This window comes from Mucilaginibacter aureus, from assembly GCF_053514885.1.
The window spans coordinates 4,370,580-4,397,356 of sequence record NZ_CP170601.1 but is presented as its reverse complement, the minus strand read 5'-3'; the positions used below and the strand labels follow the sequence as shown (position 1 = coordinate 4,397,356).

General features: G+C 42.5%; 30 protein-coding genes. 14 read left to right on the top strand and 16 right to left on the bottom strand.

Annotated elements, in window-relative coordinates:
* Positions 1-8 precede the first annotated feature (8 nt).
* The 7 genes from ACFGVR_RS18845 to ACFGVR_RS18815 all read right to left on the bottom strand — a co-directional run bounded on the left by ACFGVR_RS18845 (position 9) and on the right by ACFGVR_RS18815 (position 5,520).
* Positions 9-812 carry a hypothetical protein gene (locus tag ACFGVR_RS18845; RefSeq protein ID WP_448698966.1) on the bottom strand — a complete coding sequence of 268 codons (804 nt, stop codon included), beginning with the start codon at positions 810-812 and terminating at the stop codon, positions 9-11.
* Position 813: 1 nt separating this feature from the next.
* Positions 814-1,335, bottom strand: coding sequence for a heavy-metal-associated domain-containing protein (locus tag ACFGVR_RS18840; RefSeq protein ID WP_448698965.1), 522 nt, complete (start codon positions 1,333-1,335; stop codon positions 814-816).
* A 99-nt stretch (positions 1,336-1,434) separates the two neighbouring features.
* Entirely contained in the window at positions 1,435-1,821 is a 387-nt protein-coding gene (locus tag ACFGVR_RS18835) for an HYC_CC_PP family protein (protein ID WP_448698964.1), read from the bottom strand.
* A 383-nt stretch (positions 1,822-2,204) separates the two neighbouring features.
* Positions 2,205-3,452, bottom strand: coding sequence for a glutamate-5-semialdehyde dehydrogenase (locus ACFGVR_RS18830; RefSeq protein WP_448698963.1), 1,248 nt, complete (start codon positions 3,450-3,452; stop codon positions 2,205-2,207).
* Positions 3,452-4,486, bottom strand: a complete 1,035-nt coding sequence (proB, locus tag ACFGVR_RS18825; RefSeq protein ID WP_448698962.1) for a glutamate 5-kinase — start codon at positions 4,484-4,486, stop codon at positions 3,452-3,454. The genes ACFGVR_RS18830 and proB overlap by 1 nt, the downstream gene beginning before the upstream one ends.
* 115 nt (positions 4,487-4,601) lie before the next feature.
* On the bottom strand, positions 4,602-4,889 hold the full coding sequence (locus tag ACFGVR_RS18820; RefSeq protein ID WP_448698961.1) for a hypothetical protein: 288 nt from the start codon (positions 4,887-4,889) through the stop codon (positions 4,602-4,604).
* A 130-nt stretch (positions 4,890-5,019) separates the two neighbouring features.
* Positions 5,020-5,520 (bottom strand): hypothetical protein, encoded by a 501-nt coding sequence (locus ACFGVR_RS18815; RefSeq protein ID WP_448698960.1) that lies wholly within the window; start codon positions 5,518-5,520, stop codon positions 5,020-5,022.
* A gap of 128 nt (positions 5,521-5,648) precedes the next feature.
* On the opposite strand from ACFGVR_RS18815, the gene ACFGVR_RS18810 reads away from it, so the two are divergent.
* Positions 5,649-6,791, top strand: a complete 1,143-nt coding sequence (locus tag ACFGVR_RS18810; RefSeq protein WP_448698959.1) for a tetratricopeptide repeat protein — start codon at positions 5,649-5,651, stop codon at positions 6,789-6,791.
* Between the two features lie 14 nt (positions 6,792-6,805).
* Here the strand turns inward: ACFGVR_RS18810 and ACFGVR_RS18805 are convergent, their stop codons facing one another.
* Positions 6,806-8,056, bottom strand: a complete 1,251-nt coding sequence (locus ACFGVR_RS18805) for a YdcF family protein (protein WP_448698958.1) — start codon at positions 8,054-8,056, stop codon at positions 6,806-6,808.
* A 103-nt stretch (positions 8,057-8,159) separates the two neighbouring features.
* Positions 8,160-9,230 (bottom strand): arabinan endo-1,5-alpha-L-arabinosidase, encoded by a 1,071-nt coding sequence (locus tag ACFGVR_RS18800; protein WP_448698957.1) that lies wholly within the window; start codon positions 9,228-9,230, stop codon positions 8,160-8,162.
* Positions 9,231-9,359: 129 nt separating this feature from the next.
* On the opposite strand from ACFGVR_RS18800, the gene ACFGVR_RS18795 reads away from it, so the two are divergent.
* The 3 genes from ACFGVR_RS18795 to ACFGVR_RS18785 all read left to right on the top strand — a co-directional run bounded on the left by ACFGVR_RS18795 (position 9,360) and on the right by ACFGVR_RS18785 (position 11,776).
* A complete protein-coding gene (locus tag ACFGVR_RS18795; RefSeq protein ID WP_448698956.1) occupies positions 9,360-9,932 on the top strand; it encodes a pentapeptide repeat-containing protein in 573 nt (190 codons plus the stop codon).
* A gap of 6 nt (positions 9,933-9,938) precedes the next feature.
* Positions 9,939-10,166: a hypothetical protein gene (locus tag ACFGVR_RS18790; RefSeq protein ID WP_448698955.1), complete on the top strand. Its 228-nt coding sequence runs from the start codon at positions 9,939-9,941 to the stop codon at positions 10,164-10,166.
* Between the two features lie 170 nt (positions 10,167-10,336).
* Positions 10,337-11,776 carry a L,D-transpeptidase family protein gene (locus ACFGVR_RS18785; protein ID WP_448698954.1) on the top strand — a complete coding sequence of 480 codons (1,440 nt, stop codon included), beginning with the start codon at positions 10,337-10,339 and terminating at the stop codon, positions 11,774-11,776.
* Here the strand turns inward: ACFGVR_RS18785 and ACFGVR_RS18780 are convergent, their stop codons facing one another.
* Both ACFGVR_RS18780 and ACFGVR_RS18775 read right to left on the bottom strand, forming a co-directional pair.
* Entirely contained in the window at positions 11,777-12,589 is an 813-nt protein-coding gene (locus tag ACFGVR_RS18780; RefSeq protein WP_448698953.1) for a murein L,D-transpeptidase catalytic domain family protein, read from the bottom strand. It abuts the gene before it with no gap.
* 237 nt (positions 12,590-12,826) lie between these two features.
* Positions 12,827-14,371, bottom strand: coding sequence for a rhamnogalacturonidase (locus ACFGVR_RS18775; RefSeq protein ID WP_448698952.1), 1,545 nt, complete (start codon positions 14,369-14,371; stop codon positions 12,827-12,829).
* Positions 14,372-14,564: 193 nt separating this feature from the next.
* Here ACFGVR_RS18775 and ACFGVR_RS18770 point away from each other — a divergent pair, with 193 nt between their 5' ends.
* From ACFGVR_RS18770 to ACFGVR_RS18760, 3 genes are all read left to right on the top strand, one after another.
* Positions 14,565-15,008: a hypothetical protein gene (locus tag ACFGVR_RS18770; RefSeq protein ID WP_448698951.1), complete on the top strand. Its 444-nt coding sequence runs from the start codon at positions 14,565-14,567 to the stop codon at positions 15,006-15,008.
* A gap of 183 nt (positions 15,009-15,191) precedes the next feature.
* Positions 15,192-16,241: a tRNA preQ1(34) S-adenosylmethionine ribosyltransferase-isomerase QueA gene (gene queA / locus ACFGVR_RS18765; RefSeq protein ID WP_448698949.1), complete on the top strand. Its 1,050-nt coding sequence runs from the start codon at positions 15,192-15,194 to the stop codon at positions 16,239-16,241.
* Between the two features lie 127 nt (positions 16,242-16,368).
* The gene (locus tag ACFGVR_RS18760; protein WP_448698947.1) at positions 16,369-17,058 is read left to right on the top strand and encodes a 2-C-methyl-D-erythritol 4-phosphate cytidylyltransferase; all 690 of its coding nucleotides are present in this window, start codon (positions 16,369-16,371) and stop codon (positions 17,056-17,058) included.
* Between the two features lie 76 nt (positions 17,059-17,134).
* Here ACFGVR_RS18760 and ACFGVR_RS18755 read toward each other — a convergent pair whose 3' ends face one another.
* From ACFGVR_RS18755 to ACFGVR_RS18745, 3 genes are all read right to left on the bottom strand, one after another.
* Positions 17,135-17,281: a lmo0937 family membrane protein gene (locus ACFGVR_RS18755; RefSeq protein WP_448698946.1), complete on the bottom strand. Its 147-nt coding sequence runs from the start codon at positions 17,279-17,281 to the stop codon at positions 17,135-17,137.
* Positions 17,282-17,466: 185 nt separating this feature from the next.
* Positions 17,467-17,688, bottom strand: a complete 222-nt coding sequence (locus ACFGVR_RS18750; protein WP_002996718.1) for a DUF2795 domain-containing protein — start codon at positions 17,686-17,688, stop codon at positions 17,467-17,469.
* Between the two features lie 90 nt (positions 17,689-17,778).
* Positions 17,779-18,327, bottom strand: a complete 549-nt coding sequence (locus ACFGVR_RS18745; RefSeq protein WP_448698944.1) for a cob(I)yrinic acid a,c-diamide adenosyltransferase — start codon at positions 18,325-18,327, stop codon at positions 17,779-17,781.
* A gap of 163 nt (positions 18,328-18,490) precedes the next feature.
* Here ACFGVR_RS18745 and ACFGVR_RS18740 point away from each other — a divergent pair, with 163 nt between their 5' ends.
* From ACFGVR_RS18740 to ACFGVR_RS18720, 5 genes are all read left to right on the top strand, one after another.
* Positions 18,491-19,420, top strand: coding sequence for a chitinase (locus ACFGVR_RS18740; protein WP_448698943.1), 930 nt, complete (start codon positions 18,491-18,493; stop codon positions 19,418-19,420).
* Positions 19,421-19,484: 64 nt separating this feature from the next.
* On the top strand, positions 19,485-21,620 hold the full coding sequence (gene rnr / locus ACFGVR_RS18735) for a ribonuclease R (protein ID WP_448698942.1): 2,136 nt from the start codon (positions 19,485-19,487) through the stop codon (positions 21,618-21,620).
* Between the two features lie 17 nt (positions 21,621-21,637).
* Positions 21,638-22,612, top strand: a complete 975-nt coding sequence (locus tag ACFGVR_RS18730) for a polyprenyl synthetase family protein (protein WP_448698941.1) — start codon at positions 21,638-21,640, stop codon at positions 22,610-22,612.
* Positions 22,613-22,631: 19 nt separating this feature from the next.
* Positions 22,632-22,775 carry an energy transducer TonB gene (locus ACFGVR_RS18725; protein ID WP_448698939.1) on the top strand — a complete coding sequence of 48 codons (144 nt, stop codon included), beginning with the start codon at positions 22,632-22,634 and terminating at the stop codon, positions 22,773-22,775.
* Positions 22,776-22,784: 9 nt separating this feature from the next.
* Positions 22,785-23,234: an energy transducer TonB gene (locus tag ACFGVR_RS18720; protein ID WP_448698938.1), complete on the top strand. Its 450-nt coding sequence runs from the start codon at positions 22,785-22,787 to the stop codon at positions 23,232-23,234.
* On the opposite strand, the gene pelA is transcribed toward ACFGVR_RS18720, so the two are convergent.
* Entirely contained in the window at positions 23,215-24,444 is a 1,230-nt protein-coding gene (gene pelA / locus ACFGVR_RS18715) for a pectate lyase (protein ID WP_448698937.1), read from the bottom strand. The two genes, ACFGVR_RS18720 and pelA, sit on opposite strands and share 20 nt — an antisense overlap.
* Before the next feature lie 168 nt (positions 24,445-24,612).
* Between pelA and ACFGVR_RS18710 the strand changes: the two genes are divergently transcribed.
* Together ACFGVR_RS18710 and ACFGVR_RS18705 are read left to right on the top strand one after the other, a co-directional pair.
* Positions 24,613-25,116: a DUF3347 domain-containing protein gene (locus ACFGVR_RS18710; RefSeq protein ID WP_448698936.1), complete on the top strand. Its 504-nt coding sequence runs from the start codon at positions 24,613-24,615 to the stop codon at positions 25,114-25,116.
* Positions 25,117-25,186: 70 nt separating this feature from the next.
* A complete protein-coding gene (locus ACFGVR_RS18705; RefSeq protein WP_448698935.1) occupies positions 25,187-25,771 on the top strand; it encodes a hypothetical protein in 585 nt (194 codons plus the stop codon).
* On the opposite strand, the gene ACFGVR_RS18700 is transcribed toward ACFGVR_RS18705, so the two are convergent.
* Positions 25,752-26,768 carry a family 43 glycosylhydrolase gene (locus ACFGVR_RS18700; RefSeq protein ID WP_448698933.1) on the bottom strand — a complete coding sequence of 339 codons (1,017 nt, stop codon included), beginning with the start codon at positions 26,766-26,768 and terminating at the stop codon, positions 25,752-25,754. The two genes, ACFGVR_RS18705 and ACFGVR_RS18700, sit on opposite strands and share 20 nt — an antisense overlap.
* Positions 26,769-26,777 lie beyond the last annotated feature (9 nt).

Genomic DNA, 26,777 nt, shown 5'->3' with positions numbered 1-26,777 from the left:
TGTAGTAATTAAAAAGCATTAAACAAATTATGCTCCAAACGTATCAGATAACTCGTAGTTGCAATACGCGAAAGGTCACCTGTTAATTGTTTGTGATACCCGAAATCGATCCGGGTACGGCTGTTGAAGATCAATTGGACAGACGGCGCTATATCCAGGTACTTCCCCTTGCCATCCAAACTCGATTTACCGATAAACTCTGCATAGATATTCAAGTTAGTCTGCTTATAGTCCGTATAGTTTTTAGGAAGCAATAGATACCCTGCCGAAAAGGTATATCCCAACTGGTTACGTGCTGCGTCTGGCGGTAACGAGTTCGAAACGTTATTCCAATCGCGACTTATATCCGATGTAACAGATAGAGCCAGTTTATGCAGTAACTGAGTCATAACCAAGCCCCCCATCGCGCCAGAGTTATCGCCCTGCAAATTGATCTCGTTAAATGTTATAGGGTTATCGATCAACGACACCCGTCCATACCCCGCCATCCTGAAATGCGATTGCGGCTGATCCAGCGCCAGGAAACGGTATTTGGCATAAATACTCGCGCCTTCAAACTTAAAGTCTGATTGGTAATAGTTCGATCCGTACAAATTAACATGTACCATCACCGATCGCGATACGCCAAACATAGCTTCCGGCCCTAATCGAAAACCCGTCCGGCTGTTTAAAGGTACAAAATCGGCATTCATCCTCAACCCGATCGCTTTCGCAGCCATATTGCTTGCCGGCTCCGTATTTACATACAGTTCCTGCGCTTTGATGCCGCCGCTTAAACAAAGCAGCAGGATCAGTCCCAATATGCGCTTCATATTACGATAGCGTTACATGGTAAACACGCGTTTTTTTATCATCAACGCCTGTGGCGTAAGTAGCATCTTTAAGCTGCGAACTATACTTTTTAAATGTGCCGCTGGGCACAAAGTCCTTATCGATGATCAGCAGCCTGGTTTCACCATCCAGTTGCTTACTCCCTGTATTTAAAAAACGATAATTAGCGCCTTGAAAAGGGTAACTGAAATCGTTACTAATGGCAACGTTTTTAAAATTAAAAATGGCGACCAACTTATTAACCGAGAAACCTGCAGCCATTACCTTTTGCTTTAAAGCATCAAGGTTAACGGTTTTACCAGGTTTAAAGGTTACATAAAATATATTTTTGTTCAGGTCGGGTTTAATGTCAGCGATAAAATCCAGAGTGGCTAAAGATTTTTGTGTGGACAATGAGCACATTGAGCAGGTTAAACCGCTAACCTGTAATTCAGCTTTAGTAAACTCGGCTTGTGATGCTCCGGCAATTGCACAAAAAGCGATCAATAAAATAAACTTCTTCATTTTGAGATAGAATTAAAAAAATAATAGAAAAAAACGGTGTTAAACTCGACGAATAAGTTTAACCGATCAGGCGGAAGCCTGCAAAAATGAAGAAACGAATCAGATACGGTAAACGCAGTGCAATATATAAACAGAAACTACCGATGTGCCCGGCGGAGCATTGCTATTGTAGGCATGCATGCGGTACAGGCACGGTTCATCAACCTCGGTATCAGGTGTGGTAAAACGGCTGAATATAGGGAACAACTTGGCTAAGAACGCCATAGTAGCCGATCCGTAATGCTGATCTTTTACCTTTAAATACTGCTTTTTAGTTTTGCAGCACTTGCGCATTTCAACGCCCATTTTGCATTTTTCTTTGCTATGGTCGCTGTAATTAGTGGTAGTTGAGGTAAGCACACCTAAACAGTACATGCTTTTTGCTGCCACACCAAGCGATGAGAACAGGTAAACAGCAGTAAGCAATATAACTACGGTGCGTTTCATTCTGCAAAAGTAGTAATTATTTAAATAACTATGCCAATAGTTTAAAATAATCTTTCAATAGAGCAACAATCAACCAACTAATAACCAACAACTTAAATAACAGGGTGGGTAAAAGTGGGTATTTTAAGCACTCGCCGTACCAAATGTGCTTCAATTGTGTTTAAACCCTGCTTTTACATTTCCAGGGAGGTGGGTGTTGGTGGGTATAGAGTGGGTACTGGGGTGGTATAATAAAAATACTACCTCTTTTTCCAAAGAACAATAACCCTTACGGTTAGCCTTAAAGATACGAAATTTTTACCGGTTTAGCTAATAGATTGACATCATAAAAAGCACCATATTAAGTGTGTCTCAAATCCTCATATCTCAATGCTCAAATCTAATTACCGTATCTGCCCTTCACCCCTTACATACCACTTCTCAGTCACCAGTTTTTCCAGTGCAAATGGCCCGCGGGCATGAAGTTTTTGTGTGCTGATACCTATTTCTGCGCCAAGCCCAAACACGCCGCCATCAGTAAACCGTGTTGAAGCATTAATGTAAACTGCTGCTGCATCTATCTCATTTACAAAACGTTCTCCCAATAATTGATCTTGAGTAACAATAGCCTCTGAGTGTTTTGATGAGTATTGTGTGATGTGTTCCACCGCCTCATCATATCCCCCAACCACTTTAACCGAACATTTAAAATCTAAAAACTCGCGGCCAAAATCTTCGGCTGTTGCCTGCTGCAGGTAAGGGTAATTCAGCTCTTTTAAAACGGCGTAACTTTCCGCGTCGGCAAATATCTCTACATTATAAGCCAGTAAACCTGGTGCTGCAAGTGTTAATAACTGCTTTACCACAGTACGGTCAACTACTATGGTATCCAACGCGTTACACACCGACGGGCGCGATACTTTGGCATTCACTACAATGGCAGCGGCTTTAGCCAGATCAGCAGTTTGTTCCACATACGTATGGCAAACTCCTGCCCCTGTTTCAATGGTCGGCACCTTCGAATGTTCTCGTACAAAATCGATCAGCTGCTGTGAGCCGCGCGGAATAATAATATCGATATATTTTACCGCCGTAAGCATTTCGTTGATGTATTTACGGTCGGTTGGCAATAGCTGTACAATGGCCGGGTTTAAGCCTGCATCGCGTAAAACGCTGTGTATAATACTCACCAGCACCACGTTGGTATACAGTGCGTCGCTGCCGCCCCGCAGTACGCATACATTACCGCTGCGGATACACAGTGCGGCCACATCAATGGTTACATTGGGTCGCGACTCATAGATCACGCCAACCACACCTAACGGAACGGTCTTTTTTTGGATCTGTAAACCATTTTTGGTGGTACTTTCCAGCATCAGTTTACCTGTGGGGTCGGGTAAGGCAGCAATATCATTCAGGCTGTCAGCCAGGTCCTTGATCCGCGCTTCGTTTAATAACAACCTGTCTTTTTTCGGGTCGGTATCCGGCATCCGGTCAAGGTCTTTCTTGTTTTCGGTAATGATCAGGGCCGTGTGGGCCATGATCTCCTGAGCAAGCCGATGCAATACTCCCTGCTTCTGATCATCAGTAGCTGTATTGATCGACCGTGTGGCCTGGTGCGCCTCAGATAATAAAGATTGGATACTTTCCATTATAATAATACAATATCGTCAGCGTTGGCGATAGTTAGTTTTTGTGTTTTAAAATCGATCATGATCTCGTCCGATGATGCCTTGGCAAGGCCAACGGCAATGCTCATCTGGTTTTCGTCTAAAATTTCAAACACCTCTCCTGCTTCAAATTTAGTGATTATAGCCTTAACGCCCACCGCCAGCAGGCTATGGCCATTTTGTAAGGCTTTACACGCGCCGCTGTCTATCTGCAGGCTACCGGTTACCAAACTGCCGCTGGCCAGCCATTTTTTCCTTGCGGGGATAGAGCATTTCTGCGGATGGCAAAGCGTGCCGGTTTTTTCTTCTATGGCGTTCAAAATACCGTCATTTGTCCGGATACCGAATATCACCACCTTAATACCCATGCGTGTTGCCAAACGGGCAAAAGTCAATTTGGATACCATGCCGCCTAAACCCAGGGCCGACTTCTCTTTATTGGCCAGTGCAAGCGCGGTTTTGTCAATTAACTTAATCTCTTTAACAACCTCTCCATCAGCATCTAATACACCAGGTACCGACGTACTGAACAGCAGCACCGATGCGCCAAAACCAACCGCGATCAGCGTAGCCAGTTCATCATTATCCGAAAACTTAAGCTCCAGGTTGCTCACCACATCGTTCTCGTTCGCTATCGGGATGATGCCATTGGCCCAAAGGTCCTCATAGGTTTTTTTTAACTGCAAAAACTGGTTGCGGTTGCTAAAATGCTGGCGCTCGCAAAGGCTTTGGGCTATTGCTATCCCGTAAGGTGCAAAAAACTGCGCGTATTTATTTAACAGGATGGGGTTACCAACCGCCGCCGCTGCTTTACGTTCGCTAATGGTACCCGAATAATTTTTAATGAGCTTTTTACCGGCAGCCACTGCTCCCGATGATACCAGCACAATATGATGGTCGGCATGTATGGCGGCAACCTGGCGGGCAATATCCACCATTACAACTTCATCCAGTTCGCCGTTTCTATGGGTAATGGAGGCTGTGCCGAATTTGATAACGAGTATAGGCTTTGTCAATGTATTCTGTAAAATTGCCCAAAGCTATAAAAAGACTACAAAAGTTGTAGATTATTTTAAAACAAAAAGCCGCCGATTTTAAAAATTCGGGGCTTTTTTTACAATGTAGTTATCGTTATAGTTTTAAAGCTTCCTGCTCCTTGAGTTGCTGGATGTTGTTCGACGATTCGTACTCTGATGTTTTACCTTCAAAATATTCGAGTATTCCGGCAATGGTATCCAGGTTGTCTGCCACACGTTGGTGCATATCAGGCAGGTCCTGCTCCAGCTTTTTATCGCCAAGATCGATATTGTCAACCTCAATTTTTGCTAACTTTTGTATAATGGCCTGCTGACTGTTACGCAGGTCGCCCAGTTCATGAACAATTTTTTCCATCAGTTCAAACTTCTTTATCTTATCCATGATTATTGTTTTTAAAGGTTAAATTTTACTTAACTATACTTAAATAATCATTTAAAGCTCATTTTGTTTCATATAAAACAAAAAACCCGCAGAAGGTGGCTCCTGCGGGTTTTTAATTGATATATTAATCTTACTGATTTTTAATTGTGGTAGTTGTGGTGGTTGTGGTTGCCGGTGTTTTGGTAACCGTATGGGTGACATGTTTAGCCGGTACTGGTTTTTTATGAACCGTAGTAGTTGTTGAGCTTACCTTGGTTGTTTTCACCGCATGCACTGTATTTGGTGTTGTGGTGGTGGTTACTACTGTAGTTTTAGGCTGCGGAGCAGGCACCGGTGCAGCCGGAGCAGGTACTGTTACGATCTCCTTTTCGGGCGGTGTTGGCGGAGTTACTACAACAGTTGTATGCTGCGGTTCCGGAGTGAGCACAGGTGCGCTTCCGTTAGCTGCGGCCCCCACTGCACCGGCTGTACCAGCCCCCTTAACTTTTATTTTGGTTTTAGTATGGCCATGCGCACCTTCTTTAACTTTCTTTTTTATTTCAACATGGTTAGTATCACTTTTTTGTGCAAACGCCGTGTTAAATGTAAAGGCCATAAAAGCTGTGGCCAATATTAAACTAATCTTTTTCATGGTATAGTTATTTAGTTATCTGTTAATTACTCAGCATACCAAACAAACACCGGGCCAATATTTAAAATAGGTTGCAGCAATTTTGGATTTACTATTTTCAAACTAAAAATATAGTTTATATTTGTTTTATGAAAAAGGTCATTCATTGTCTCCTCATTTTGTTACTGTTATCTGTTTATTTAAAAGCATCCGCGCAAAGCAAAACAAACGATGCTTTACTGTTGGATATGTACCAAAACCAGCGTTATATAGAGGCTGCAGCTTATTTAAAGAGCGTTTACCCTGAGCCGGTAACCGATAATAAAGTACTCTCCCGCTTAGCGTACACTTACCAAATGGCCGGTAAATTACCCGATGCCGAAGCTTACTACCTGCGTATTTACCAAACCGATTCAACCAGTGTGCCGATATTGTTTAATCTGGCCAACGTTAATTTAAACCGTGGCAATAATCCCAAAGCCATTGTCTATTTAAAAAAGATCGTCACCATCGACAGTACCAACTTTATGGTGTACAAACAATTGGGCAGGCTAAGTTCTGATCCGGCCGAATCGCTTAAATACCTGCAGATTGCCAACAACCTAAACCCCGAAGACGATGTGGTTGCCGCCTCGCTTGGCTCGCAACTGATCAATTTAAAACAGTTTAAACAGGCGCAGAAAATTTTAACAAGGGCTTTGGTTGCCGATTCAACCGATCTTATCCTGCTAAAGCCCATGCTTGCTTTAACATTTGAGTTGAAGAGATATAATGAGGTTATCCGCGCGGGTACCAATATCATGGCTGTTGGCGATAATTCCTACCCGGTGATTAGCAAAGTAGCCGAATCGTACTTTTTTCTGAAAAATTATCAATGCTGTATTGAAACTTTTGCGGTGTTGCCCGAGATCTTCCAAAGCGAAAGCAGCTATTATTTTACAGCCGAAAGCTACAAGGCCCTTAAAGATTACCCCAGGGCGGTTCCGTTTTTCGAACTGACCTTAAAGCAAAGTATCTCACCCAATACCAACCGTTATTATGCTGAGTTGGCTGATACTTATGATGAGATGCACCAGGTAAAAAACACCATTGCCAATTACCAAAAAAGCCTGTTTTTTAAAGAAGACGGATTGATCTGTTACAGCCTGGCCAATTTGTATGATACCAAACTGATGGATAAGAAAAACGCACTAAAATACTATAAAAAGTACCTCGACAGCAAACCACCCGAAAAACAGCAGGAATATATCACCTATACCCAAAGCCGCATAACGCAACTTAAAAATAAGTAAAATCAATCAATCGCTTACGGATCTAACGGCTCTAACGGGTTGATCTGTAATGATTCGATCAGCGGGTAAAATTCCTGTTCGGTATCTGATAAACGTGTGCCTAACTTATAAGGCATATAGCCAAGTTCTTTCATGCAACGCTCGGCCATAGCTTTTTCGATGTATACGCTTTGCGATTTATCGGTACAGGTAATAGCCGCTTTAGTTAACGGGAAGCCATAATGAAACATCAGCCTGATGCCGTTACGCAAATTGGTAGTGGTATGCCTGGCCTGCGGCTCAACAATAATGGCGCTTGCAGGCACATGCAGGCTGTCAACCAGGTATTTCTTCATCTCGTCGGCCTCGCAATATTTGGTTTTAAAGGGATGCACCCTTCCGCCTGATGGCATAATAAACGGCGCCAAACCCTCAAAATACTGCCTGGCTCCAAGCTTGCAACGCATCTTCCCGCCGGCGCTCAAAGCCATCCCGCTTAGGCCAGGGCCCGCGCCAGGCACCAATATTACCGAGTACTTATATTTGTTCCAGTCGACAGTTTTAACCTTTTCAACAGCCGCCCGGTTCACCGTTTCGGCCAGGGGTTCGTCGGTGGCGGCCTCAGCGCGCTCATTAATATTTAAAAACGTCAGTGCCGCGGTAAGCGAGGGCATAAAAAACAGTTTGTCATTTTTGGTTGCATCTGCTATGCTTGCCGACCAATCATGCATCTGTTTAAAATATGCATCGGTTTTTACATTAAAGCTGATCGAGTCGATAGCGGGATAGTTGGGCTTTTTACCGGTGGCATAAACACTGATCGCCTGGTTAATACCCTGGGCTTCTGTTTCCCAGGCTTTGATGAGTATCTCGCGTAGCGTCAGGTGCTTATAAAGCGCATAGGTGCCGGATGGCACCAGTTCGTTGCGTACTAACTTACCCAAAGCGTTATCGGGCGAATACAGGGCGGCCAGCCTCTCGTTAACGATAGCGATCTCGTTATCGTGGAATATCATATCATGTATATAACATATGTAATTGGGGCAATCGATAACAGTGCCCCTCATGCCGTGCTGCTTAGCGATCAGCAGTTTGGCTAAGACAGGATCATTCTCCAGCAAATGCCTCACCCCGGCATTGTTTTGTATCAGCGTAAGCAAATAATAGTTTTTGGCTTGTACGCTCCCCTTCCCGATCAGTTTATATTGCTGAAGCGGTTTATTGTCCTGGGCAAATAATTGCAGCCCGCCAGCTAAAAAACACAGTATTAAATAAATCTTTTTCATATCAGCTTTCGCCGATCAAGGTAGCTAAATAGCACGGATCGGCAAAAAGAAAAGCTTAAATTTCCTGGCGCCTTTGCACCTTTGCGAGATATATAAATTGAGCTTATTTGCCCGCAAATACTTTCTTTTCAAACTCTGGCATCTCAAAAAGTTTATCCTTCGGGTTCAAACTCGGCCAGCCATCCTTATCCATATACAACGGCTTAATATTGAGCAACGATTGCCCGTTAAAAGCGCGCGTATAAGCATGGTACACAATGTAAGTAGTATCGCCCTGTGCAAAAAAACCGTTATGGCCGCGGCCGGGTTCGTCATAATCGCCGGCTAAAAACACCGAGTAATTATTATCTATCCAGCTTTTGCCTTCCTTGTTTAAATAAGGCCCTTTAACACTTTTTGAGCGCCCTACAACGATCTGGTAAGTACTCTGTATACCCGAGCAGCATTTTCCGCGCGAAGCAAAAATGTAATAATATTCCGGTCCTTTAATAATGTAGCTTCCTTCACCCAGTTTGGTGGTAATGGTATACAGTTCCGGTTTATCGCTGTTTGGTTTGCCTGTTTTCGGGTCGAGCTCTATCAGGCGCAGGCCGCCTTTGTAGGAGCCATAAACCAGGTATTCTTTTCCATCAGCATCCCTAAAAGCATTAGGGTCAATGCAGTTCACGCTGTCGCCACCGTTTTTATAGTTAACTATTTGCCCTTCGTCAACCCATTTATAATCCGGGCTGTTTTTATCCAGCGTAACATTGGTAGCATACCCCACACCCGATTTAAAGTTCATCCAGGCTGATACCGAATAATACAAATGGTATTTCCCATCGGCATAATGGATATCAGGCGCCCACAGGCCTACCTTGCCGGGGATATCATTGTTCCACCACGAAAAGGTCATCCCTTTATCAAACACCGGCCCCAAATTGGTCCAGTTCACCATATCTTTTGATGATTTAATGCCCATACCAGTAGTTAGCACATAATAGGTATCCCCGGCTTTGATCATGCATGGGTCGTGCGCATTGAGGTGGCCTTTTAAGCCATTATTGCTGATGATGGTATCCGGCCTGGGTGATCTCCGCTGTTGGTTGTTAGCAGGTGGTGTAATTTGTGCCGATGCTATCCCTGACAAGCCTAAAAGCACAATAACTGATGCACAGGTAAAAAACTTTTGCATAAATAGGTTTCTGATAATAATTGGTTGTCTAAAACTATTCACTATTCAGGTAACCCCCATCCTGTACAATCCTGTTGATATCTAAATATAGTCTCCTCAAAAAAAATACGGATATTTACCACAGCAAATATGGAACAGCTGGTACACGAAAACAAGGTTTACAAAAACATCAAAGCATCCGAAATTGAGGGCCGCGATCGCATATTTGAAGGCTGTACCTTCATCAATTGCGATTTTTCTTACGCTAACCTGTCGCAAATTACCTTTATCAATTGCAGCATGGATACCTGCAACCTGTCGCTGGCCAAACTCATCAACACCGGTTTCCAGGAGGTTGCTTTTCGCGATTGTAAATTTACCGGCGTTAATTTCAGTGCCAGCAACAACTTTTCCTTCGCGGTAAGCTTTACCAAATGTATTTTAGAGTATACCATATTTCAGAAAAAGCGTTTAAAAGGCACTTTATTTGAGGATTGCTCCCTCATCGAATCCGACTTTAGTGAAGCCGATCTTACCAATGCCGTTTTCAGGAACTGTGATCTTAACCGCACTATCTTTAACCGTACTATTTTAAAAAGCGCCGATCTTTCTTCGGCCACAAACTTTAACATCGATCCTGAAAATAATACCATGGCCCGGGCCAAATTCAGCTCACACACCTTGTCGGGATTATTGATCAAATACAACCTTATAATCGAGTAACCCCTGATGGACGAACATATCATACCTTTTAGCGGCAATAAGCTGATGAAAGTAAAACAGCTGCAAAAAGATTATTATCGCATTTCGCTCGATCATAAATTTATAGGCTATATCCGCCGCGATGGCAGCGGCTGGATGCTCGAAGAATATTCGCGCGAAGAGCTCACCGCCGAAAACGTACAGTTAATAGGCGACCAGATTGACCGCCTGCGCTGGCAGCTTACCCAATTTTAACCCATAGTTTTTTTGATGGCATAGCAATTGCATACGGTTAATAAATTAAATTATAACACCGTATGACTATCCCTAATCAAGCTAAACATGTTTTTTGGCCCGTACTACTTTCCTTACTTGTAGCGGTCCTGTTCACTTTTCAAAGTTGCCATAAAAAATCACGCTCGGATATGGGCGATGTACTCTTTAAAAAAACACATAATAAGTTTTTTAAAGATGTTACCCCCGAAGGTTTTGCCGCAGTATTTCAAAAAGTAATAGAGCAGCAAAAGGCCTCTTTAACTAATTCAAAGGTAATTACCGCCTGGTATGCACAAAATGATTACGACCCTAACTTCGTGATGGATCATCTGCCCAATGGTGATATTAACAACCTGACCGCGGTTTTGGATCGTTCTGCCGAGCATGGGCTCGAGCCTGCGATGTTTCAAAGCAATCACATCAAGGTATTATTAGATAAGTTTAATGATAAACGCGCGATCAAATCAACCGCCGAGGCTTACCAATGTATGGCCGAATTAGAGCTATTGGTGGCCAATTCGCTCATCAGCTACTCTAACGCTTTACAGTATGGTTTGATGAACCCTAAACGCATCTATGCCAATTACTTTACCAAAACCATTCGTCCGGATAGCGCTTCAATGAGCCACGTTTTCGCGGTAAGCAATTTTAAAAACTATCTGGATGCCATTCAACCGCGCAACCCGCAATACATAGCGCTGCAAAAAGCCCTGGCAAGTGGTCAGTTGGCGCCGGGTATGAGCAAAGAAGAAACTCAGCGTATTTTAGTGGTTAATCTGGAACGTCTGCGCTGGAAAAACAAACCCACCGAAAGCCGTTACGTAATGGTTAACATCCCCGATTACCAGCTTAACCTGATTGAAAACGGGCACTCTACACTAAATATGAAGGTTTGCGTTGGCGAGGGCCGCAATAAAGACCATGAAAATAGCCTGGTTGAATATGATGACAGCGACAAGGTAGACAGGCCCTTTACGCACGAAACGCCACAGTTAAACAGCTTGATTTACGTGGCTGAGGTTAACCCGATATGGAATATACCCCAAAGTATAGCCAGTAAAGAGATCATGGTTGAGGCTGCCAAGGACCGTTATTACTTGTCGAATAAAAACATCGATGTATACAAAAACGGACAGAAAATTGACGATACGGAAACGATCGACTGGAGCCAGGTAAAAAAAGATGATTCGCCTTACGAATTTAAACAGCAACCCGGCGCCGATAATGCCTTAGGTAAGATCAAGTTTTTGTTTAATAATGCCACCAATGTTTACCTGCACGATACGCCAACCCAGGCACCTTTTAAACAGGATATGCGTGCTGTAAGCCATGGTTGTGTACGCCTGGAAAAACCACTGGATTTTGCCCGGGCCTTGTTTGGCGATGGGCCTAAATATCAAACCATCATCGAAAACATCAACAAGGATAATACTACTCCAACCAGTTTAGCGGTTTCGCCCAAAGTTCCGGTCTACATCACCTACATTACCTGCTGGGTTGATGAAACCGGAACCATCCAATACCGTAAAGACGTTTACGCACAGGATATTGTGCTTTATGCACACATGCAAAAATTTACTACCGTGTAATTACAACATGGCGGTGGCTTGGCTACCGCCATTTCCCTGGTTGAAGGCAAAATTTGCGGCTTCATCGCGGTCAAGGTATTTTGAGGTATAATTGCTATCGTTGCCGTTGATGAACAGCATGGTTTTACCTTTAATGGTATTGATAACCTGTGTAATAACCTTTGGCGATACTGCAGGGCATCCCTGGCTACGGCCTAAACGGCCAAGTTGGTTAATCGAACTCTGACTTACATAAGGAGCAGCATGCACCACGATATCACGTTTGCTGGCCATATCGTTAAACCCCTCGTCCATACCGTTAAGGCGCACCGAAGCACCATGTTTGCCCCGATAAACGTTATTGGTTACATAAAAACCTAAACTGCTTTGGTATGAGTCTACTTCGTTCGAAAAATTGGTAGCCATATCGCCACCACTACCCTGGCCATGCGAAACCCAGGTATTTAATACCAGTTGCATTTTTTTCAGGTCCACTATCCACATGCGTTTGCTGCAGCTTGATTTAGCCAGATCAACCACCGTTACTACCGAACAATCTGATGCCAGTTTATTGGCCATCTTTAAATTAAAAAACCCGGTTACGGCTTTTTCAAACACCGTACTATCCATACCTGCGTCGGCTAATTTTGCCGATTGGTAAATGCTACTGATGTAATTTGAAAAAAGTTGTGCTGATGCTACCGGACTTCCACCTGAATAGGTTTTTACTGCTTTATCCGAAGATGACTTTAAAATCCTGGCTGACGTCCAGCTGATGATGACAAAAGATAATACTAATGAAACACATGTTACCCACAAAAAACGCTTTCCCATAAGTTAAATTAATTAAGTGCTATTTATACGCAAGTTTGTACACAAAGGTTACCAGATAGTTAACCTTTCGGTTTGTTTATTGCAATAAATGAAATATTAATCAAATACTAACGGCGCAAAATACAGATTATTTCATTAATGGTTAACTAATGAGTAATTTAATTGTCATTAAAATTAAAAGAAAGGATAGATTTAGAAACAAAACCGGGACATCAAGGTATGCCCCGGTTACCTGTTTTAAAGATCTTTTTTATCGGCCGAAGCTAACCTGGTGTTGGGCACCTGTTCGGTATTGAATATGTTAAAGTTTTTTACCTGGCTAAGCCTGAAGGTGGGTACACCTATTGCTTTCTGGGCGCGGATATGCTGAAAATCGGCACCATCAACAAATTCTAAAAAATACGGTGGCCTCATATCGTCAGCAATAAAATTAGTTTCAATATTCCTCATTTTCAAGTCTTTTACATGGCTGATGTAAAACCCGTACGATGGTGTGATACCAAAAGTTTTAGGTTCGGGATATAGTTTTGTTTGATCCGGAACTACAATTGAGGCTTGCTCCTTTGTTCCGCCGCCTTTAAAGTAAATATGTATATTATCTAAGGTAAGGTCATTAATTTCGTTACCCGGCAAGCCGGCAATAATGGCTCCCTGCATCGCATCTACGTTGTAAGCTGTTAAATTGCTTATGCTGATGCGGGTAGCTGTGCCAATTGGGTAGCCTTGCGGGCCACGCATACGGGCGCCCAGGCGTATAAATATCGGCGCGTTTACAATATCGCGCATAGTGATATTATTGATCGATACATCTTCCATCAGTGCACCATCAACACTCTCTAAAGCCAGGCCGCGGCAATACACAAATACACAATTAGATATGGCCACATTTTTATATCCGCCGTTTGATTCTGTCCCAAACTTAATGCGCCCTGTGGGGCCGCCATTGTATTTTACGGTGCGCTTGTAAGTACCATCCAAAAACGATCCTTCATCAAAACCACTTACCTGGCAATTGGTAATGGTGATATTTTCGCAAGCGCGGCCGGTATTTAAACCGTAAGAGCTTTTGAGGCAGATACCGTCGTCAAACGGTGAGTTAATACTGCAATTTGATATGCGCACATTTTGGCAGCAGTCAATATCCATACCGTCGCGGTTGGTATCCATCTTCACATTATCAATGGTCATGTTATCGGCAGCAGTAGCCAGTATACCAAACCAACCGCCATGCAGTATCGAAATATCGCGGATAATAATGTTGCGGCATTTGTACAAGGCTATTGATTTATTGGGATTCATATCTTCTTCCCCTTTCATCTTATCAATATGATTGGTGCGCTCCAAACCCTTACCCCAAATGGTACCCGGACCTAAAATTGATATGTCGTGCAGGTTTTCTCCCCATATCAAACTGTTATGCCAATGGCGATGGCCAAAGTCTTCATATTCATTGGTCACTATCTTTTCAGGGTCATCGTAGCCGGCCTCTTTGGTTGCTTCGGCTGCAATAATGGTAGCCCCCTGGTCAATATACAGCGAAATATTACTTTGCAAATGAATAGACCCGCACTGGTAGTTGCCTGCCGGGAAATAAACCATACCACCACCTGCAGCAGCTGCGGTTTCAATGGCTTTATTGATGGCTTTGGTTTCTATGGTCTTGCCATCGCCGGTGGCACCAAACTGTTTAACGTTGTAAGGCGTGCCGGTTTGCGCTTTCGCAACGCCGGTTAACCATAAAATGGCCAATAAGCTCCAGGTTAGCTTTTGTTTTATTCTCATTTACTTATAGGGTTTTTATAAAGGTTTAATAAATCAAATATCTGTAAAACAGTGCTCTTTCACATACCACGATCTGCAAAATCTGTGCAATCGTTCCCGGCTGATGGCAGGCCCCATTTCATTAAATTAAAATGACACGGTCGGCTGTTTCCTGTTGTAACTTTATACAACCATTAACTTTAATTAACTCATCATGGAAGATCAAGTACTAATACAAGCAAACGTACAGGAGGTACCAGGCTTACAGCAAATTTATGTTGCTACCAAACATTGGTTAGACGATATGTTATTTTTTGATGATGAAACTAAATTTTTACACATCCTGCTCGAAAAGTATTTCGCGGTATCGCTGCATCAGGAGCATGTTAACCGCGTACAGTTGATTAATGATAATTTAAAACGTGTATGCCTGCACAAGCAGATCATTAAAGATGAGGTAATTACCCATCAGGCTAACCTGGATAAAACCCTGAAAAACAATATTGAAAACCGTGAAACTTTTTTATACCTGGAGCACGACCGGCTGGAAGAAGAAATAAAAGATATGAACCGGCGCTTTAAAAATGTAAAAAATGATATTTTTCAGGTTACTGAACTATTACTCATCAGCGAGAAGTTACATTCAGCAATAAATTGATATTATTTATAATACAATTACCCGGTATTTTTTCCGGGTAATTGTTTTTAAACCTTCATAATTTATCTTCGTGCAACCAAAAATATGCTTAAACAATACCACCCGATATTTGTAATAAAAATGCGCGTTTAACATATCATAAATTATTAATACATTTGCGCCCTAAAATTCTTTTTTATAAACATGAAATTATCTCAGTTTAAATTCGATTTACCCGATTCATTAGTTGCACATTCACCATCTGAAAACAGGGATGAATCGCGCTTATTGGTTTTACATCGTGACTCTGGAAAAATTGAGCATAAAATATTTAAGGACGTTCTGAATTACTTTGATGATCAGGATGTGATGATCATTAATAACACTAAGGTATTTCCTGCCCGTTTATACGGCAACAAAGAAAAAACAGGTGCTACCATTGAGGTGTTTTTACTGCGCGAACTGAATAAAGAACTGCGTTTATGGGATGTTTTGGTTGATCCGGCCCGTAAAATACGCGTAGGTAATAAATTATACTTTGGTGATGACGATTTGTTAATTGCCGAAGTTGTAGATAACACAACCTCTCGCGGCCGTACTATCCGTTTCCTGTTTGATGGTACCGATGAAGAATTTAGACGCAATGTGGAGATCTTAGGCGAAACACCGCTGCCAAAATATATTAAGCGTAAAGCTACCGAAGAAGATAAAGAGCGTTACCAAACCATTTTCGCTAAAAACGAAGGTGCTGTTGCAGCGCCAACCGCGGGCTTACACTTTAGCCGCGAGTTAATGAAACGCCTTGAATTAAAAGGTGTTGAATTTGCCGAAGTAACCCTGCACGTGGGTTTAGGTACTTTCCGCCCGGTTGAGGTTGAAGACCTGACCAAGCACAAAATGGATTCGGAACAATTTATTATCGAGCAAAAACAAGCCGATATAGTAAACAAGGGTATCGAAGCCAAACGCCGCATTTGCGCCGTAGGTACTACCTCAATGCGCGCTATCGAATCGGCCGTATCGGCAAACAAAACTTTAAAAGCCGCTAACGATTGGACAAGCAAGTTTATCTTCCCTCCTTACGATTTTAGCATCGCTAACTCGATGATCACCAACTTCCACACACCAGAGTCGACCTTGTTGATGATGATCTGTGCCTTTGGCGGTTACGAACATGTGATGAATGCATACGAAGTTGCAGTAAAAGAAAAATACCGCTTTTACAGCTACGGCGATGCGATGCTGATCATCTAATTAGTATTGAGATAAGCGTATTGCGTATTAAGACCGATATGCAATATGTAAACAGGTGAGACCGAAATTGTAATATTTATTTGATAAATGTAAATTACGCTTCGATCTCACCTTTTTATACAACACAATGTCGCAATACGCAATACACAATACGCAATACGCGGTAATCATCGTCGCCGGTGGCTCCGGTACACGTATGCAGGCAGCCGTGCCTAAACAGTTTTTGCTGTTAAACGGCAAACCGGTATTGATGCATACCATCATGGCCTTTCACAATAGTGAATCACAGCCGTCAATTATTGTGGTGCTTCCTGAAAATTATCACCAATACTGGCAACAATTGTGTGCGGAACATCATTTTACTATTGCCCACCAATTGGTTAGCGGTGGCCAAACCCGCTTTCACTCGGTAAAAAATGGTTTAAGTTTGATAGATGGCGATGCCGTAATTGCCGTGCATGATGCAGTTCGCCCGTTAACAAGTGTTGGTGTTATTGATGAAGCTTACCGGTATGCTGCTCAAAATGGCAATTGTATAGTCGCTGTACAAAGTCGCGACTCCATCCGTCAGGTTAAAAACGAGCTATCCGCAGCTTTGATTCGCGATGAGATCTATCTGGTACAAACACCACAGGTATTTAAGTCGGACATTTTACGACAGGCCTACCAGCAGCAATATCAACCCCGGTTTACCGATGATGCCAGCGTTGTTGAGCAATTAGGCATCAACATCAATATTGTGCCGGGTACCTATACCAATATCAAAATTACCTTTCCAGAAGATATAGCTATTGCCGAAATGCTTTTGAATATGTAAAATGGAAAAGGTAAGATGGAAGATGTGGTTAATTCATTACATCTTCCATCTTACCTATCACATCTTCCATCTACAATCACGCCCTGCGGATAACGCCCAGCAGTAAAGCTATAATAGCTATAACCAGCAATACGTGTATCAGGCTACCAGCCGAATAGTAAAAAACTCCCAGAGCCCATCCTATGATCAGGATAACAGCTATAATGTAAAGTAAACCTCTCATAATAATATATTTAATTTTTTATATATCATTACACAGGCTAAAACTATTCCAAAGCTGTTGTAATACCGGATCCAATAAACAAAAAAGCCCCGGCATAACTTGCCAGGGCTAATATTTACCAATAATTTAATCAAAAAGCTATTAAAATTAATAACCAGTTAAATTATTTACCAAAGTAAAATCGGTTAATACTCGTCTTCGTTAAAAAAGAAGTCATCTTTTGTAGGGTAATCAGGCCATATTTCTTCTATATTTTCATACGGCTCCCCATCGTCTTCCAATGCTTGCAGGTTCTCAATAACCTCAACAGGCGCACCTGAACGAATAGCATAATCAATTAATTCATCTTTTGTTGCGGGCCATGGTGCATCTTCTAAGTGCGATGCCAGTTCGAGTGTCCAATACATATTTTCTAAATTTCTATTTTTCTATTTTTTGCAAAAGTATAATATTTTCAATTTGATTATCAAATTATTTTTCAAATAAAATCTTACCATCTAAACTCTTGGTATCCATTCATTTTCAGCAACTTGTTGTTCATTGCCAATTTTTCTGGCCAAAGTAAAAAGGTAATCGCTCAGTCTGTTCAGGTAAATTACCACCTTCTCTTCAACAAAACTCTCTTCGCTTAAATGTACCGTTAGCCTCTCCGCACGTCTGCATACACAACGCGCAATATGGCAAAAAGATATGGCATTGCTGCCCCCGGGCAAAATAAAATGACGCAGGGCGGGTAATTCGCTATCCATACGGTCAATTTCATGTTCAAGCAATTCAATATCAGTTAAATGCAGATCGGGTATCTTCATCTTTGATTTTTCCGGATCCGACGCCAAACTTGCACCAATGGTAAACAGTCTGTCCTGTACTTCCTTTAATATCGTTTTGTACTTTGCAGCAATATCCTGATCGCGTATCAGCCCGATATACGAATTTAACTCATCAACAGTACCATAACTTTCAATGCGCAGGTGATGCTTAGGCACGCGCGTGCCCCCTATCAACGAGGTATGTCCCTTATCTCCTGTTTTGGTATAGATCTTCATTCTCATTTCGAAATTATGATTTTGGTTTAGATTAAAAACAGATGTTTAAAACTTTGTGCCGCAAATGTTGACTTATGCATATTGCCAAAAGTAAGCTACCTTTGCCTTTCGCGTTTGTTTAAATACGAAATCAAAAATGAAATACCTGCTCTTATTTCCTCTTATGCTACTATTAAGCTTTAAATGTGGTTCGGCTATAAAGCCAGTTCCGCCTGTACAGGGCGTAGCAGCTTATTTTACCGAGAAGGATTTTAATGCAATGTTTCCGTTACGGGATAAGTTTTATACCTACCAGGCTTTTATACAGGCGGTAAAAGAAATTGGCCAGATCAAACTTAAAGTTGAAAAACGCGAAGTATCTATTTACAAAGTTACCCGTACTGATAAGCGCACAGGCAAATCGGTTGTCGTTCGCCAGGATGAAGACTGGAACGAGCCATGGGCGCAAAAACGTCCGTATAGTTTTGTCAGTATTGACTATGGTGCGTTTTGTGCCGAAAAAGATATGCTGACCAACAAAAAAGAACTGGCTGCCTTTTTTGCCAACGTTGCCCACGAAACCCGCCACGGCATGAACGGTAAATACGACGATGGGCTAATGTATACTCACGAACTAAATACCAACGCCGTTTATATATCCGATAATGATGCCTATCCTCCCGTTAAAGGCAAAAACTATTATGGCCGCGGGCCTTTGCAGTTAAGTTATAATGGCAATTATGGTTATGCTTCTGATTGTATTTTTGGTGATAAAACCATTTTACTCAACAATCCCGACCTGGTGTCAACCAATGCCGTAGTGGCTTTTAAAGCTGCCATATTTTTCTGGATGACGCCCGTAACTTATAAACCATCGGCTCATGATGTGATGGTAGGCAACTGGAAACCCAAAGCCGATGATATCTCTAAAAATCGTGCGCCCGGCTTCGGCATGACCATCAACATCATTAACGGCGAAATTGAATGCAATCACGGTGATTCCGTTTTCGGGATGACCGACCGCATTGGTTTTTACCAGCATTTTCTGTCAATGCTTGGCGTTAAAGATGTCAACTGCGCCTGTAATTGCGGTAAAATGCAGCCGTACAACTAAATATTACCTTTCCGTTAAAGTTAAAACGGGTAAATACCATACCTTTAGGGTGTAAATTATATATATGTCTAAAAAATCAGCCAATAACAGTATCAAACAAGTGCTCACGGAGTTAGTGCTCGATGTGTTTGAACAAAATGGCAATCAATCGTTAAACTACAAGCAGGTATCTGCAAAACTCAATATTAAAGAACCGGCCTCAAAAGCTGTTATTCTCGAAATACTCAAAGACGAGGCCTTTAAACAAACTTTAAAAGAAGTATCGCCCGGCAGTTTCAAACTCATCGAACTTAAAACTTTTATTGAAGGCAAGGTCGATCTCACCAATGATGGCTCGGCATTTATCATCACAGATGATGAATCGGAAACTGATATTTTTGTTGCCCCGCGTAAACTGCGTAATGCCCTTAACGGCGATTGGGTAAAGGTTTACGTGTATGCCAAAAGCAAAGGCAAGCGTAAAGAGGGCGAAGTGATAGAGATCATTAAGCGCCACAAAATGGAGTTTACAGGTATTGTAAAACTCTCGGAGCGTTTTGCATTTTTCATCCCCGACGACCGGAAGATGATGCATGACATCTTTATTCCGCTGCCCGATCTGAATGGTGCACGAAATGGTGAAAAGGCTGTAGCCGAAATTACCGACTGGCCTGCTGAAGCAAAAAATCCTATTGGCCGCATTAAACATGTGTTGGGTAAACAGGGCGAGAACGATACCGAAATGAACGCCATCCTGGCCGAATATGGTTTCCCGCTGTCGTTCCCTAAAGAGGTTGAACACGAAGCCAATGAAATACCCGAGATCATCAGCGAAGCAGAGATAGCCAAACGCCGCGATTTTCGTGATGTGCTTACCTTTACCATCGACCCTTTTGATGCCAAGGATTTTGACGATGCGCTTTCGGTGCGTTACCTGGATAATGGTAATTACGAAGTTGGCGTACACATTGCCGACGTGTCCCACTATATCATTCCCGATTCGGCCCTGGATAAAGAAGCGTACGAACGCGCTACCTCTGTGTACCTGGTGGACCGTGTGATTCCCATGCTGCCGGAGCGTCTATCAAACGGCGTGTGTTCACTGCGTCCTAACGAAGATAAATTATGTTTTTCGGCCGTGTTCGAGTTGGACGAGGAAGCGCATATCATCGATCAATGGTTTGGAAAAACGATCATCCACTCCAATAAACGCTTCGCTTACGAAGATGTACAAACCATTATAGAAAACCAGGGAGGCGATTATTTAAAAGAAATTAACCTGCTTAACAAGCTGGCTTACATACTGCGCGCCCGTAAATTTAAAAATGGCGCCATCAGCTTCGAAACCAAAGAAGTTAAGTTTAAACTTGATGACGGAGGAAAACCTATAGGTGTTTACGTAAAAGAACGTAAAGACGCCCATAAACTGATCGAAGATTTTATGCTTCTGGCCAATCGTAAGGTGGCCGAATATGTAGCCAAATTGGGTACAGGCAAACACAAATACACCTTTGTTTATCGCGAGCACGATTCGCCAAAAACAGAAACCTTACAAAACTTTGCGCAGTTTGCCGCCCGGTTCGGGTATAAGATCAATACCAAATCCGACAAGGAAATTGCCCGCTCGCTCAATTATTTAATGGATGATGTGGAAGGCAAAAAAGAGCAGAACGTGTTAACGCAATTGGCTATCCGCTCTATGGCCAAAGCCATCTATACCACTAAAAAAACCAGCCATTACGGTTTAGCTTTCGAGTATTATACACACTTCACCTCTCCTATCCGCCGTTACCCGGATGTAATGGTACATCGCCTGCTGCAACATTACCTGCAGCACGGTCAATCGGTAAATGCCGAGCATTACGAAGTATTGTGCCTGCATTGCTCACAAATGGAGAAAAAAGCCGCTGATGCCGAACGCGCTTCGGTTAAATACAAACAGGCCGAATATTTGAAAGAACAGGTTGGGAATATCTTTACCGGCATCATTTCGGGCGTTACTGAATGGGGTATGTATGTCGAGATCATCGAAAATAAATGCGAAGGCATGATACGCCTGCGCGATATATCGGATGATTTTTACACCCTGGATGAAAAGAACTACGCTATCATTGGCCAGCGTAAAAAGAAAACGTACCAGCTTGGCGACGAAGTGAAAATAAAGGTTAAAAACGTTGACCTGACCAAAAAGCAGATCGATTTTACTTTGGTTCAGGATTAACAAGACTATAATACTCTATGCATTCTATAACCGACCTGCAACAACTGGTAACTAAAACTTTAGCCTCAAAAAAATACGGCCACAACCCTATCGAACTTTATGAACCGATAGATTATATCATGTCGCTTGGTGGCAAACGTATGCGCCCATGCTTACTGTTAATGGCCTGCGACCTGTTTGGTGGTGATGTTGAAAAAGCTTTATCGGCCGCAATCGGTATCGAAGTGTTTCACAACTTTACCCTGATGCACGATGATATTATGGACAAGGCACCGCTCAGACGCGGTAAACCCACCGTGCACGAAAAGTGGGACACCAATGTAGCCATCCTTTCGGGCGATGTGATGATGGTTGAAGCAAACCGCCTGATGATGTTGGTTGATGACAGTATTTTGCGCCCGGTACTCGATGTATTTAACGAAACAGCGACCGGTGTTTGCGAGGGCCAGCAGATAGACATGAACTTTGAGAGCCGCGATACCGTTGCGGTTGACGAATATATTAACATGATCAGGCTTAAAACGGCTGTTTTGCTTGGCGGATTAATGAAAATCGGCGCACTCATTGCCGGCGCCAGTGACAAAGAAGCTACTCTACTCTATAATTTTGGTGAACAGTTGGGTATCGCCTTTCAGCTACAGGATGATATCCTGGATGTATACGGCGATCCGGAAAAGTTTGGCAAACAGGTTGGCGGCGATATCTTATCCAACAAAAAAACCTACCTGCTCATTAAGGCGCTCGAACTGGCTAAAGGCGATAACCTTACTCAACTAAACTATTGGCTTGCCGCAACTGATTTTGACGCTACAGAAAAGGTAAATGCAGTTAAAAGTATTTATGCGGCTTTAAACATCCGCGGGCAGGCCGAAAACGAGATGAATAAATATGCCCGTAGCGCTATGCAAAGTTTTGAAGCTATCAACCTGCCTGCTGAGCGTAAAGCTATATTGAAAGAATTTGCCGATCAGTTGCTGGTAAGAGAATATTAAACCTAAAACCGTTTTACCTATGCGTTCCCCGTCAGAAACACTTGCTGCCGAAACTGTGAGGGTTTTGCAATTAAGCCCTAAATGGGAGCCTGGTATCCAAAAAGGCAAAGCTGTTCGGGTTAAATTTACAGTGCCTGTTAATTATAGCATTGGGAAAAATTGATGAGGTAAAATGAAAAAGTACTGGTTTATTTTATTCATGATCTGCTGCGTATCAGTTGCAAATGCGCAAAAACCAAAGCTTGTCGATTCGGCAAAGATCAAAAAGAAGCTCAGGGCCGATTCCATCAAACTCAGCAATGAGATTTATACCCATGCTGATATCATGCCTAGTTTTCCAGGTGGCGATGGCGCTTTAAAGCGGTATATTAATGATAATATGCAGTACCCAACCCGCGACCGTGAAGATAATCGGCAGGGCAAAGTATTGGTACGTTTTGTGATCGAGAAAGATGGCAGCATCAGTAATATCAAATCCTTAACGGCACCTTCAACTACCATGGTTATGGAAGCCGAGCGACTGGTAAAAGCCATGCCCAAATGGAGACCAGGCTTTATCGGCGACAGGATTGTACGCGTTCAGTTTACTTTGGCAGTAAACTTTAGTTTGCAGCCTTATTAGCCAGTACATTTTTTCCCGGCGCCCATTTTTGCTGCCATTCCGGGTATTTATCCAATACCTTTTGCGGATTGTAGGTATACCAGCCGTAACCATCACGGCGCTCACGTTCAACATCAGCTAACGAATAAACTACTTTGCTATCCCGGTTACAGAATAAGGGTTTATGAGTTTTTAGCTCATAATAACGTGTCCATATTGGTGGTGCCGTGGTATCCTCTACAGTTACCCTATCAGTTACCGACACCCGGAATGGGGTAACCAAACGTGGTGCCGAAATAGTTTTAACACGGGTATAATAAATTTTGGAAGTATCAAACCAGGCCACGGCATTTTGTATCGCTTCAACCACAGCGCGTTTGGGGTGATCTATCCGCATTAAAAACAGCACCAGGTCGGCACTTTCGCCATTGCAAATGCTTGGCGGTTCAAACTTGCGTGCCCAGGCGGGTGTTAGTTTCACCTCGTCATACTGCTGGCACCACGCAGTTGGTTTACCCATATCATTTATCTGTGTTTTAATAACACAGGCCAGCCCTTTGTTATAAGCGTCAACAAGCTTTTCGCGAAGGTTGTTATCTATAAAAGCATATTGCGGCTCATTATCCTTAATATCCTGCAAAAGCTCCATGATACCCTCAAACACACCATCGTTATAAGTAATACAGCGGCTGTAATTGGTTTCTAAAGGATAATACTGTGGCCAACCACCGTTTTTATATTGCGAGGCCAGTATAAATTCCAATCCGTTAATAGCGGCAGTTTTATATTTTTCAACCTGGGTTACACTATATACATTGGCCAGGCAAGCAACCTGCGTATAAGTGCTGCCATTATCATAGGTGGTATTATGCTCATCTTTGGCTCGCAGTACGCTGTCTTTTTGCGAGTCGGACAGGATAGCCAGCATATCATAATTCTTTGGCCAACCACCGTTGCTTTTTTGAAACAGTAAAATATTATCGGCCACTTCGGTTATCTGGCTTGCCTTATACCTTGGTCTTCCCGGTAAGGGGTTTATGATATTGTTTTTATCAAATATCCCGTACCAGTGCCTTGTATTATCGCCAAATGCCTCTGCATTTATCTGCGTAAATTTTTTATGTTTAGTGGTGTCCTGTGCTAATGCAGGTATCGCTACTAAAAATGCCATCAATACAGCTAAATGCTTTATGCCGGCTAACGCGCTATATTTTTTGTAAAGTGGTTTCATTGGATATTGATATTGGTCTGGTAAAATTATCGTTTTTATTGGGGACAGCACTAATTGTCATAAATAAAATACAGACTGCGGGGGGTACATTAAAAACGTAATATGCATAGTATATATTACGCGCTTTAATTTAATTTTGTATGCTGTAAAATTATTAAAAGCCCAACCATGAAAACTATTAAATACGCTATCACAGCGCTGTTGTTGTTAACTATCAACATTGTAAAAGCCGATACCAACTCATCTATCAATAAAGTACTGGCTGCCTATTTAGAAATAAAGAACGCTCTTGCCGATGATGACAGTAAGCTGGCCAATCAAAAAGCTATAGCATTTACCGCCGCCCTGAAAGAGGTAAACGCTGCTAAGCTGGAGGCAAAACAAAAATCTGTGTGGTTAAAATACAGCGAAAAGTTAAGATTTGATGGCGACCACATTGGCGAATCGACCGCTATTGCTCACCAGCGCGAACATTTTGCGAGCCTGTCAAAAAATATGTATTCGGTGTTGAAGGAATTTAAGAGCAATAGCAACCCTGTTTATATCCAATATTGCCCGATGAAAAAGGAGTCGTGGGTAAGCGAATCTGAAACCATAAAAAACCCATATTACGGTAAAAGCATGAGCGAGTGTGGCAAGGTAACCGAAACATTAAAAGGTGCCGGTAAATAATTGCCGGTATCAAAACACTTAAAAAACATCTGTTGTGGTTAAATGTTAACTGTTTTACAAACCTTTTACAATGGAAGATCAAAAAGTATTTACCGGGAAAACCGAAGCTGAAGTTTGGAAACTGGTTGAAGCCGATCTGAATAAAGAACAGGATGTTTATGATTACAATGCCGTTATCAATCAGGATGGCAAAAAAGTGGACCTGATCATCGAGATCGACCTGGGCGGCGGCTTTGAAGGCGGCTATGAAAACACTGCCTTTAGTGCCGAAATACCCGATACCAAAGGTTTTAAATTTGCCGTGCACCGCGATGGGTTTATAGATGATATCGGCAAGTTTTTAGGTATGCAGGATGTTGAAGTTGGCTACCGCGACCTTGATAAGCACCTGATCATCAAAACCAACGACGAAACCAAGGTAAAAGCCTTGTTCGATCACAAAGATGTAAGAGATGTATTTGAAAAATTAGACGACTTCGACTTCGGCATCCACATGCATTCTGTTGAACATAGTGACCACAGACATGCTTTTCTTGAATTAAATATTGAAGAAGGTATTACCGAACCGGATGAATTAAGAAAATTGTACAGCGCGTTTTACCGAGTTTTAAACACTATCGATAATTTTACCGAACCTACTGTTTCTTCAGATTGATATAGGTTGGTTCATCACGGTTGCAGGTTATCGTGCCATCTTCTTTATATTTCAATTCGGTAACCTGTATCACACTGCGGCGCGTATCATGGTTACTATCAGCAGGCATAGCTTCTTTCGGGCCGCGGCCGGGGTGTGTAAAATAAAACACGTAAGCACGGTCGCCGTTAACCACAACATCAGCATGGCCGCCAATGGCTTGGTCATCTTTACCTTTACCGGGTTTTTCAACCAGGCGCTCTTCCTGTCGTTTCCAGTTTAACAGGTCATCGCTTTGGTATACGCCCATCCCCTTCCAGTTATCTACAATCATCCAGTAATGCCCTTTCCATTTAAAAGCAACAGGGCCCTCGCCCGGCATATCATGGATAGCTTTGCCTTTGTCGGTCCAGGTATTCAAATCCGGACTATCGGCATAATAAATTGATTTGTGATCCTTTTCATTATTGTACCACATCCGGAAGGTGCCGTCCGGCATTTTAATCACATCCGGGTCAATCACTTTATCATTAACCAAATCCGGGGTAGAGATATATTTCCAGTTCAGCAGGTCGGTACTGGTTAAATGGATAATATTGCGCGGGTGGTTCCAATCAGCAAATATACCGGGCACATAGGTTAAAAACATATGGTATAAGCCTTTGTCCTCAATAATGCAGGGCGCCCAGTGGGTGTATTCGGCAACCGGACGATAATTGATATTGGCCGTGTCTTTATAGGTCCATTTAGCACCATCGGGCGATGTGGCGATACCGATGCGTGTGCCGTGTACCCAGGTTACGCCCACCGCGTTTCTATCATTTGCACGGCGGTTGGTATAAAACATCCAGTATTGCTTATCTTTTTTATTGTAGATGATAGTCGGATCGGCTGCACCATCATAAACCGGGTCGCTGAATACGGGTTTTGGCGCCAACAGTTCTCTTTTGCTTTGCGCGGATAAATACATCGGCGAAAGCCATAATGTTACAGCAATAAAAAGCTTAAAGTACCTCATGAAAATGGT

Excerpts from the sequence above, each read along its gene's own strand:
- ACFGVR_RS18705 (WP_448698935.1), top strand. The coding sequence starts at position 25,187 with ATGGAAGATCAAAAAGTATTTACCGGGAAAACCGAAGCTGAAGTTTGG.
- ACFGVR_RS18745 (WP_448698944.1), bottom strand. The coding sequence starts at position 18,327 with ATGAAGATCTATACCAAAACAGGAGATAAGGGACATACCTCGTTGATA.
- ACFGVR_RS18810 (WP_448698959.1), top strand. The coding sequence starts at position 5,649 with ATGAAAAAGGTCATTCATTGTCTCCTCATTTTGTTACTGTTATCTGTT.
- ACFGVR_RS18770 (WP_448698951.1), top strand. The coding sequence starts at position 14,565 with ATGGAAGATCAAGTACTAATACAAGCAAACGTACAGGAGGTACCAGGC.
- ACFGVR_RS18800 (WP_448698957.1), bottom strand. The coding sequence starts at position 9,230 with ATGCAAAAGTTTTTTACCTGTGCATCAGTTATTGTGCTTTTAGGCTTG.
- ACFGVR_RS18725 (WP_448698939.1), top strand. The coding sequence starts at position 22,632 with ATGCGTTCCCCGTCAGAAACACTTGCTGCCGAAACTGTGAGGGTTTTG.
- ACFGVR_RS18780 (WP_448698953.1), bottom strand. The coding sequence starts at position 12,589 with ATGGGAAAGCGTTTTTTGTGGGTAACATGTGTTTCATTAGTATTATCT.
- ACFGVR_RS18755 (WP_448698946.1), bottom strand. The coding sequence starts at position 17,281 with ATGAGAGGTTTACTTTACATTATAGCTGTTATCCTGATCATAGGATGG.
- ACFGVR_RS18795 (WP_448698956.1), top strand. The coding sequence starts at position 9,360 with ATGGAACAGCTGGTACACGAAAACAAGGTTTACAAAAACATCAAAGCA.
- ACFGVR_RS18835 (WP_448698964.1), bottom strand. The coding sequence starts at position 1,821 with ATGAAACGCACCGTAGTTATATTGCTTACTGCTGTTTACCTGTTCTCA.
- ACFGVR_RS18790 (WP_448698955.1), top strand. The coding sequence starts at position 9,939 with ATGGACGAACATATCATACCTTTTAGCGGCAATAAGCTGATGAAAGTA.
- ACFGVR_RS18740 (WP_448698943.1), top strand. The coding sequence starts at position 18,491 with ATGCTACTATTAAGCTTTAAATGTGGTTCGGCTATAAAGCCAGTTCCG.
- ACFGVR_RS18750 (WP_002996718.1), bottom strand. The coding sequence starts at position 17,688 with ATGTATTGGACACTCGAACTGGCATCGCACTTAGAAGATGCACCATGG.
- rnr (WP_448698942.1), top strand. The coding sequence starts at position 19,485 with ATGTCTAAAAAATCAGCCAATAACAGTATCAAACAAGTGCTCACGGAG.
- ACFGVR_RS18700 (WP_448698933.1), bottom strand. The coding sequence starts at position 26,768 with ATGAGGTACTTTAAGCTTTTTATTGCTGTAACATTATGGCTTTCGCCG.
- ACFGVR_RS18820 (WP_448698961.1), bottom strand. The coding sequence starts at position 4,889 with ATGGATAAGATAAAGAAGTTTGAACTGATGGAAAAAATTGTTCATGAA.
- ACFGVR_RS18760 (WP_448698947.1), top strand. The coding sequence starts at position 16,369 with ATGTCGCAATACGCAATACACAATACGCAATACGCGGTAATCATCGTC.
- ACFGVR_RS18710 (WP_448698936.1), top strand. The coding sequence starts at position 24,613 with ATGAAAACTATTAAATACGCTATCACAGCGCTGTTGTTGTTAACTATC.
- ACFGVR_RS18830 (WP_448698963.1), bottom strand. The coding sequence starts at position 3,452 with ATGGAAAGTATCCAATCTTTATTATCTGAGGCGCACCAGGCCACACGG.
- ACFGVR_RS18805 (WP_448698958.1), bottom strand. The coding sequence starts at position 8,056 with ATGAAAAAGATTTATTTAATACTGTGTTTTTTAGCTGGCGGGCTGCAA.
- ACFGVR_RS18775 (WP_448698952.1), bottom strand. The coding sequence starts at position 14,371 with ATGAGAATAAAACAAAAGCTAACCTGGAGCTTATTGGCCATTTTATGG.
- queA (WP_448698949.1), top strand. The coding sequence starts at position 15,192 with ATGAAATTATCTCAGTTTAAATTCGATTTACCCGATTCATTAGTTGCA.
- pelA (WP_448698937.1), bottom strand. The coding sequence starts at position 24,444 with ATGAAACCACTTTACAAAAAATATAGCGCGTTAGCCGGCATAAAGCAT.
- ACFGVR_RS18815 (WP_448698960.1), bottom strand. The coding sequence starts at position 5,520 with ATGAAAAAGATTAGTTTAATATTGGCCACAGCTTTTATGGCCTTTACA.
- ACFGVR_RS18840 (WP_448698965.1), bottom strand. The coding sequence starts at position 1,335 with ATGAAGAAGTTTATTTTATTGATCGCTTTTTGTGCAATTGCCGGAGCA.
- ACFGVR_RS18845 (WP_448698966.1), bottom strand. The coding sequence starts at position 812 with ATGAAGCGCATATTGGGACTGATCCTGCTGCTTTGTTTAAGCGGCGGC.
- ACFGVR_RS18720 (WP_448698938.1), top strand. The coding sequence starts at position 22,785 with ATGAAAAAGTACTGGTTTATTTTATTCATGATCTGCTGCGTATCAGTT.
- ACFGVR_RS18785 (WP_448698954.1), top strand. The coding sequence starts at position 10,337 with ATGGGCGATGTACTCTTTAAAAAAACACATAATAAGTTTTTTAAAGAT.
- ACFGVR_RS18730 (WP_448698941.1), top strand. The coding sequence starts at position 21,638 with ATGCATTCTATAACCGACCTGCAACAACTGGTAACTAAAACTTTAGCC.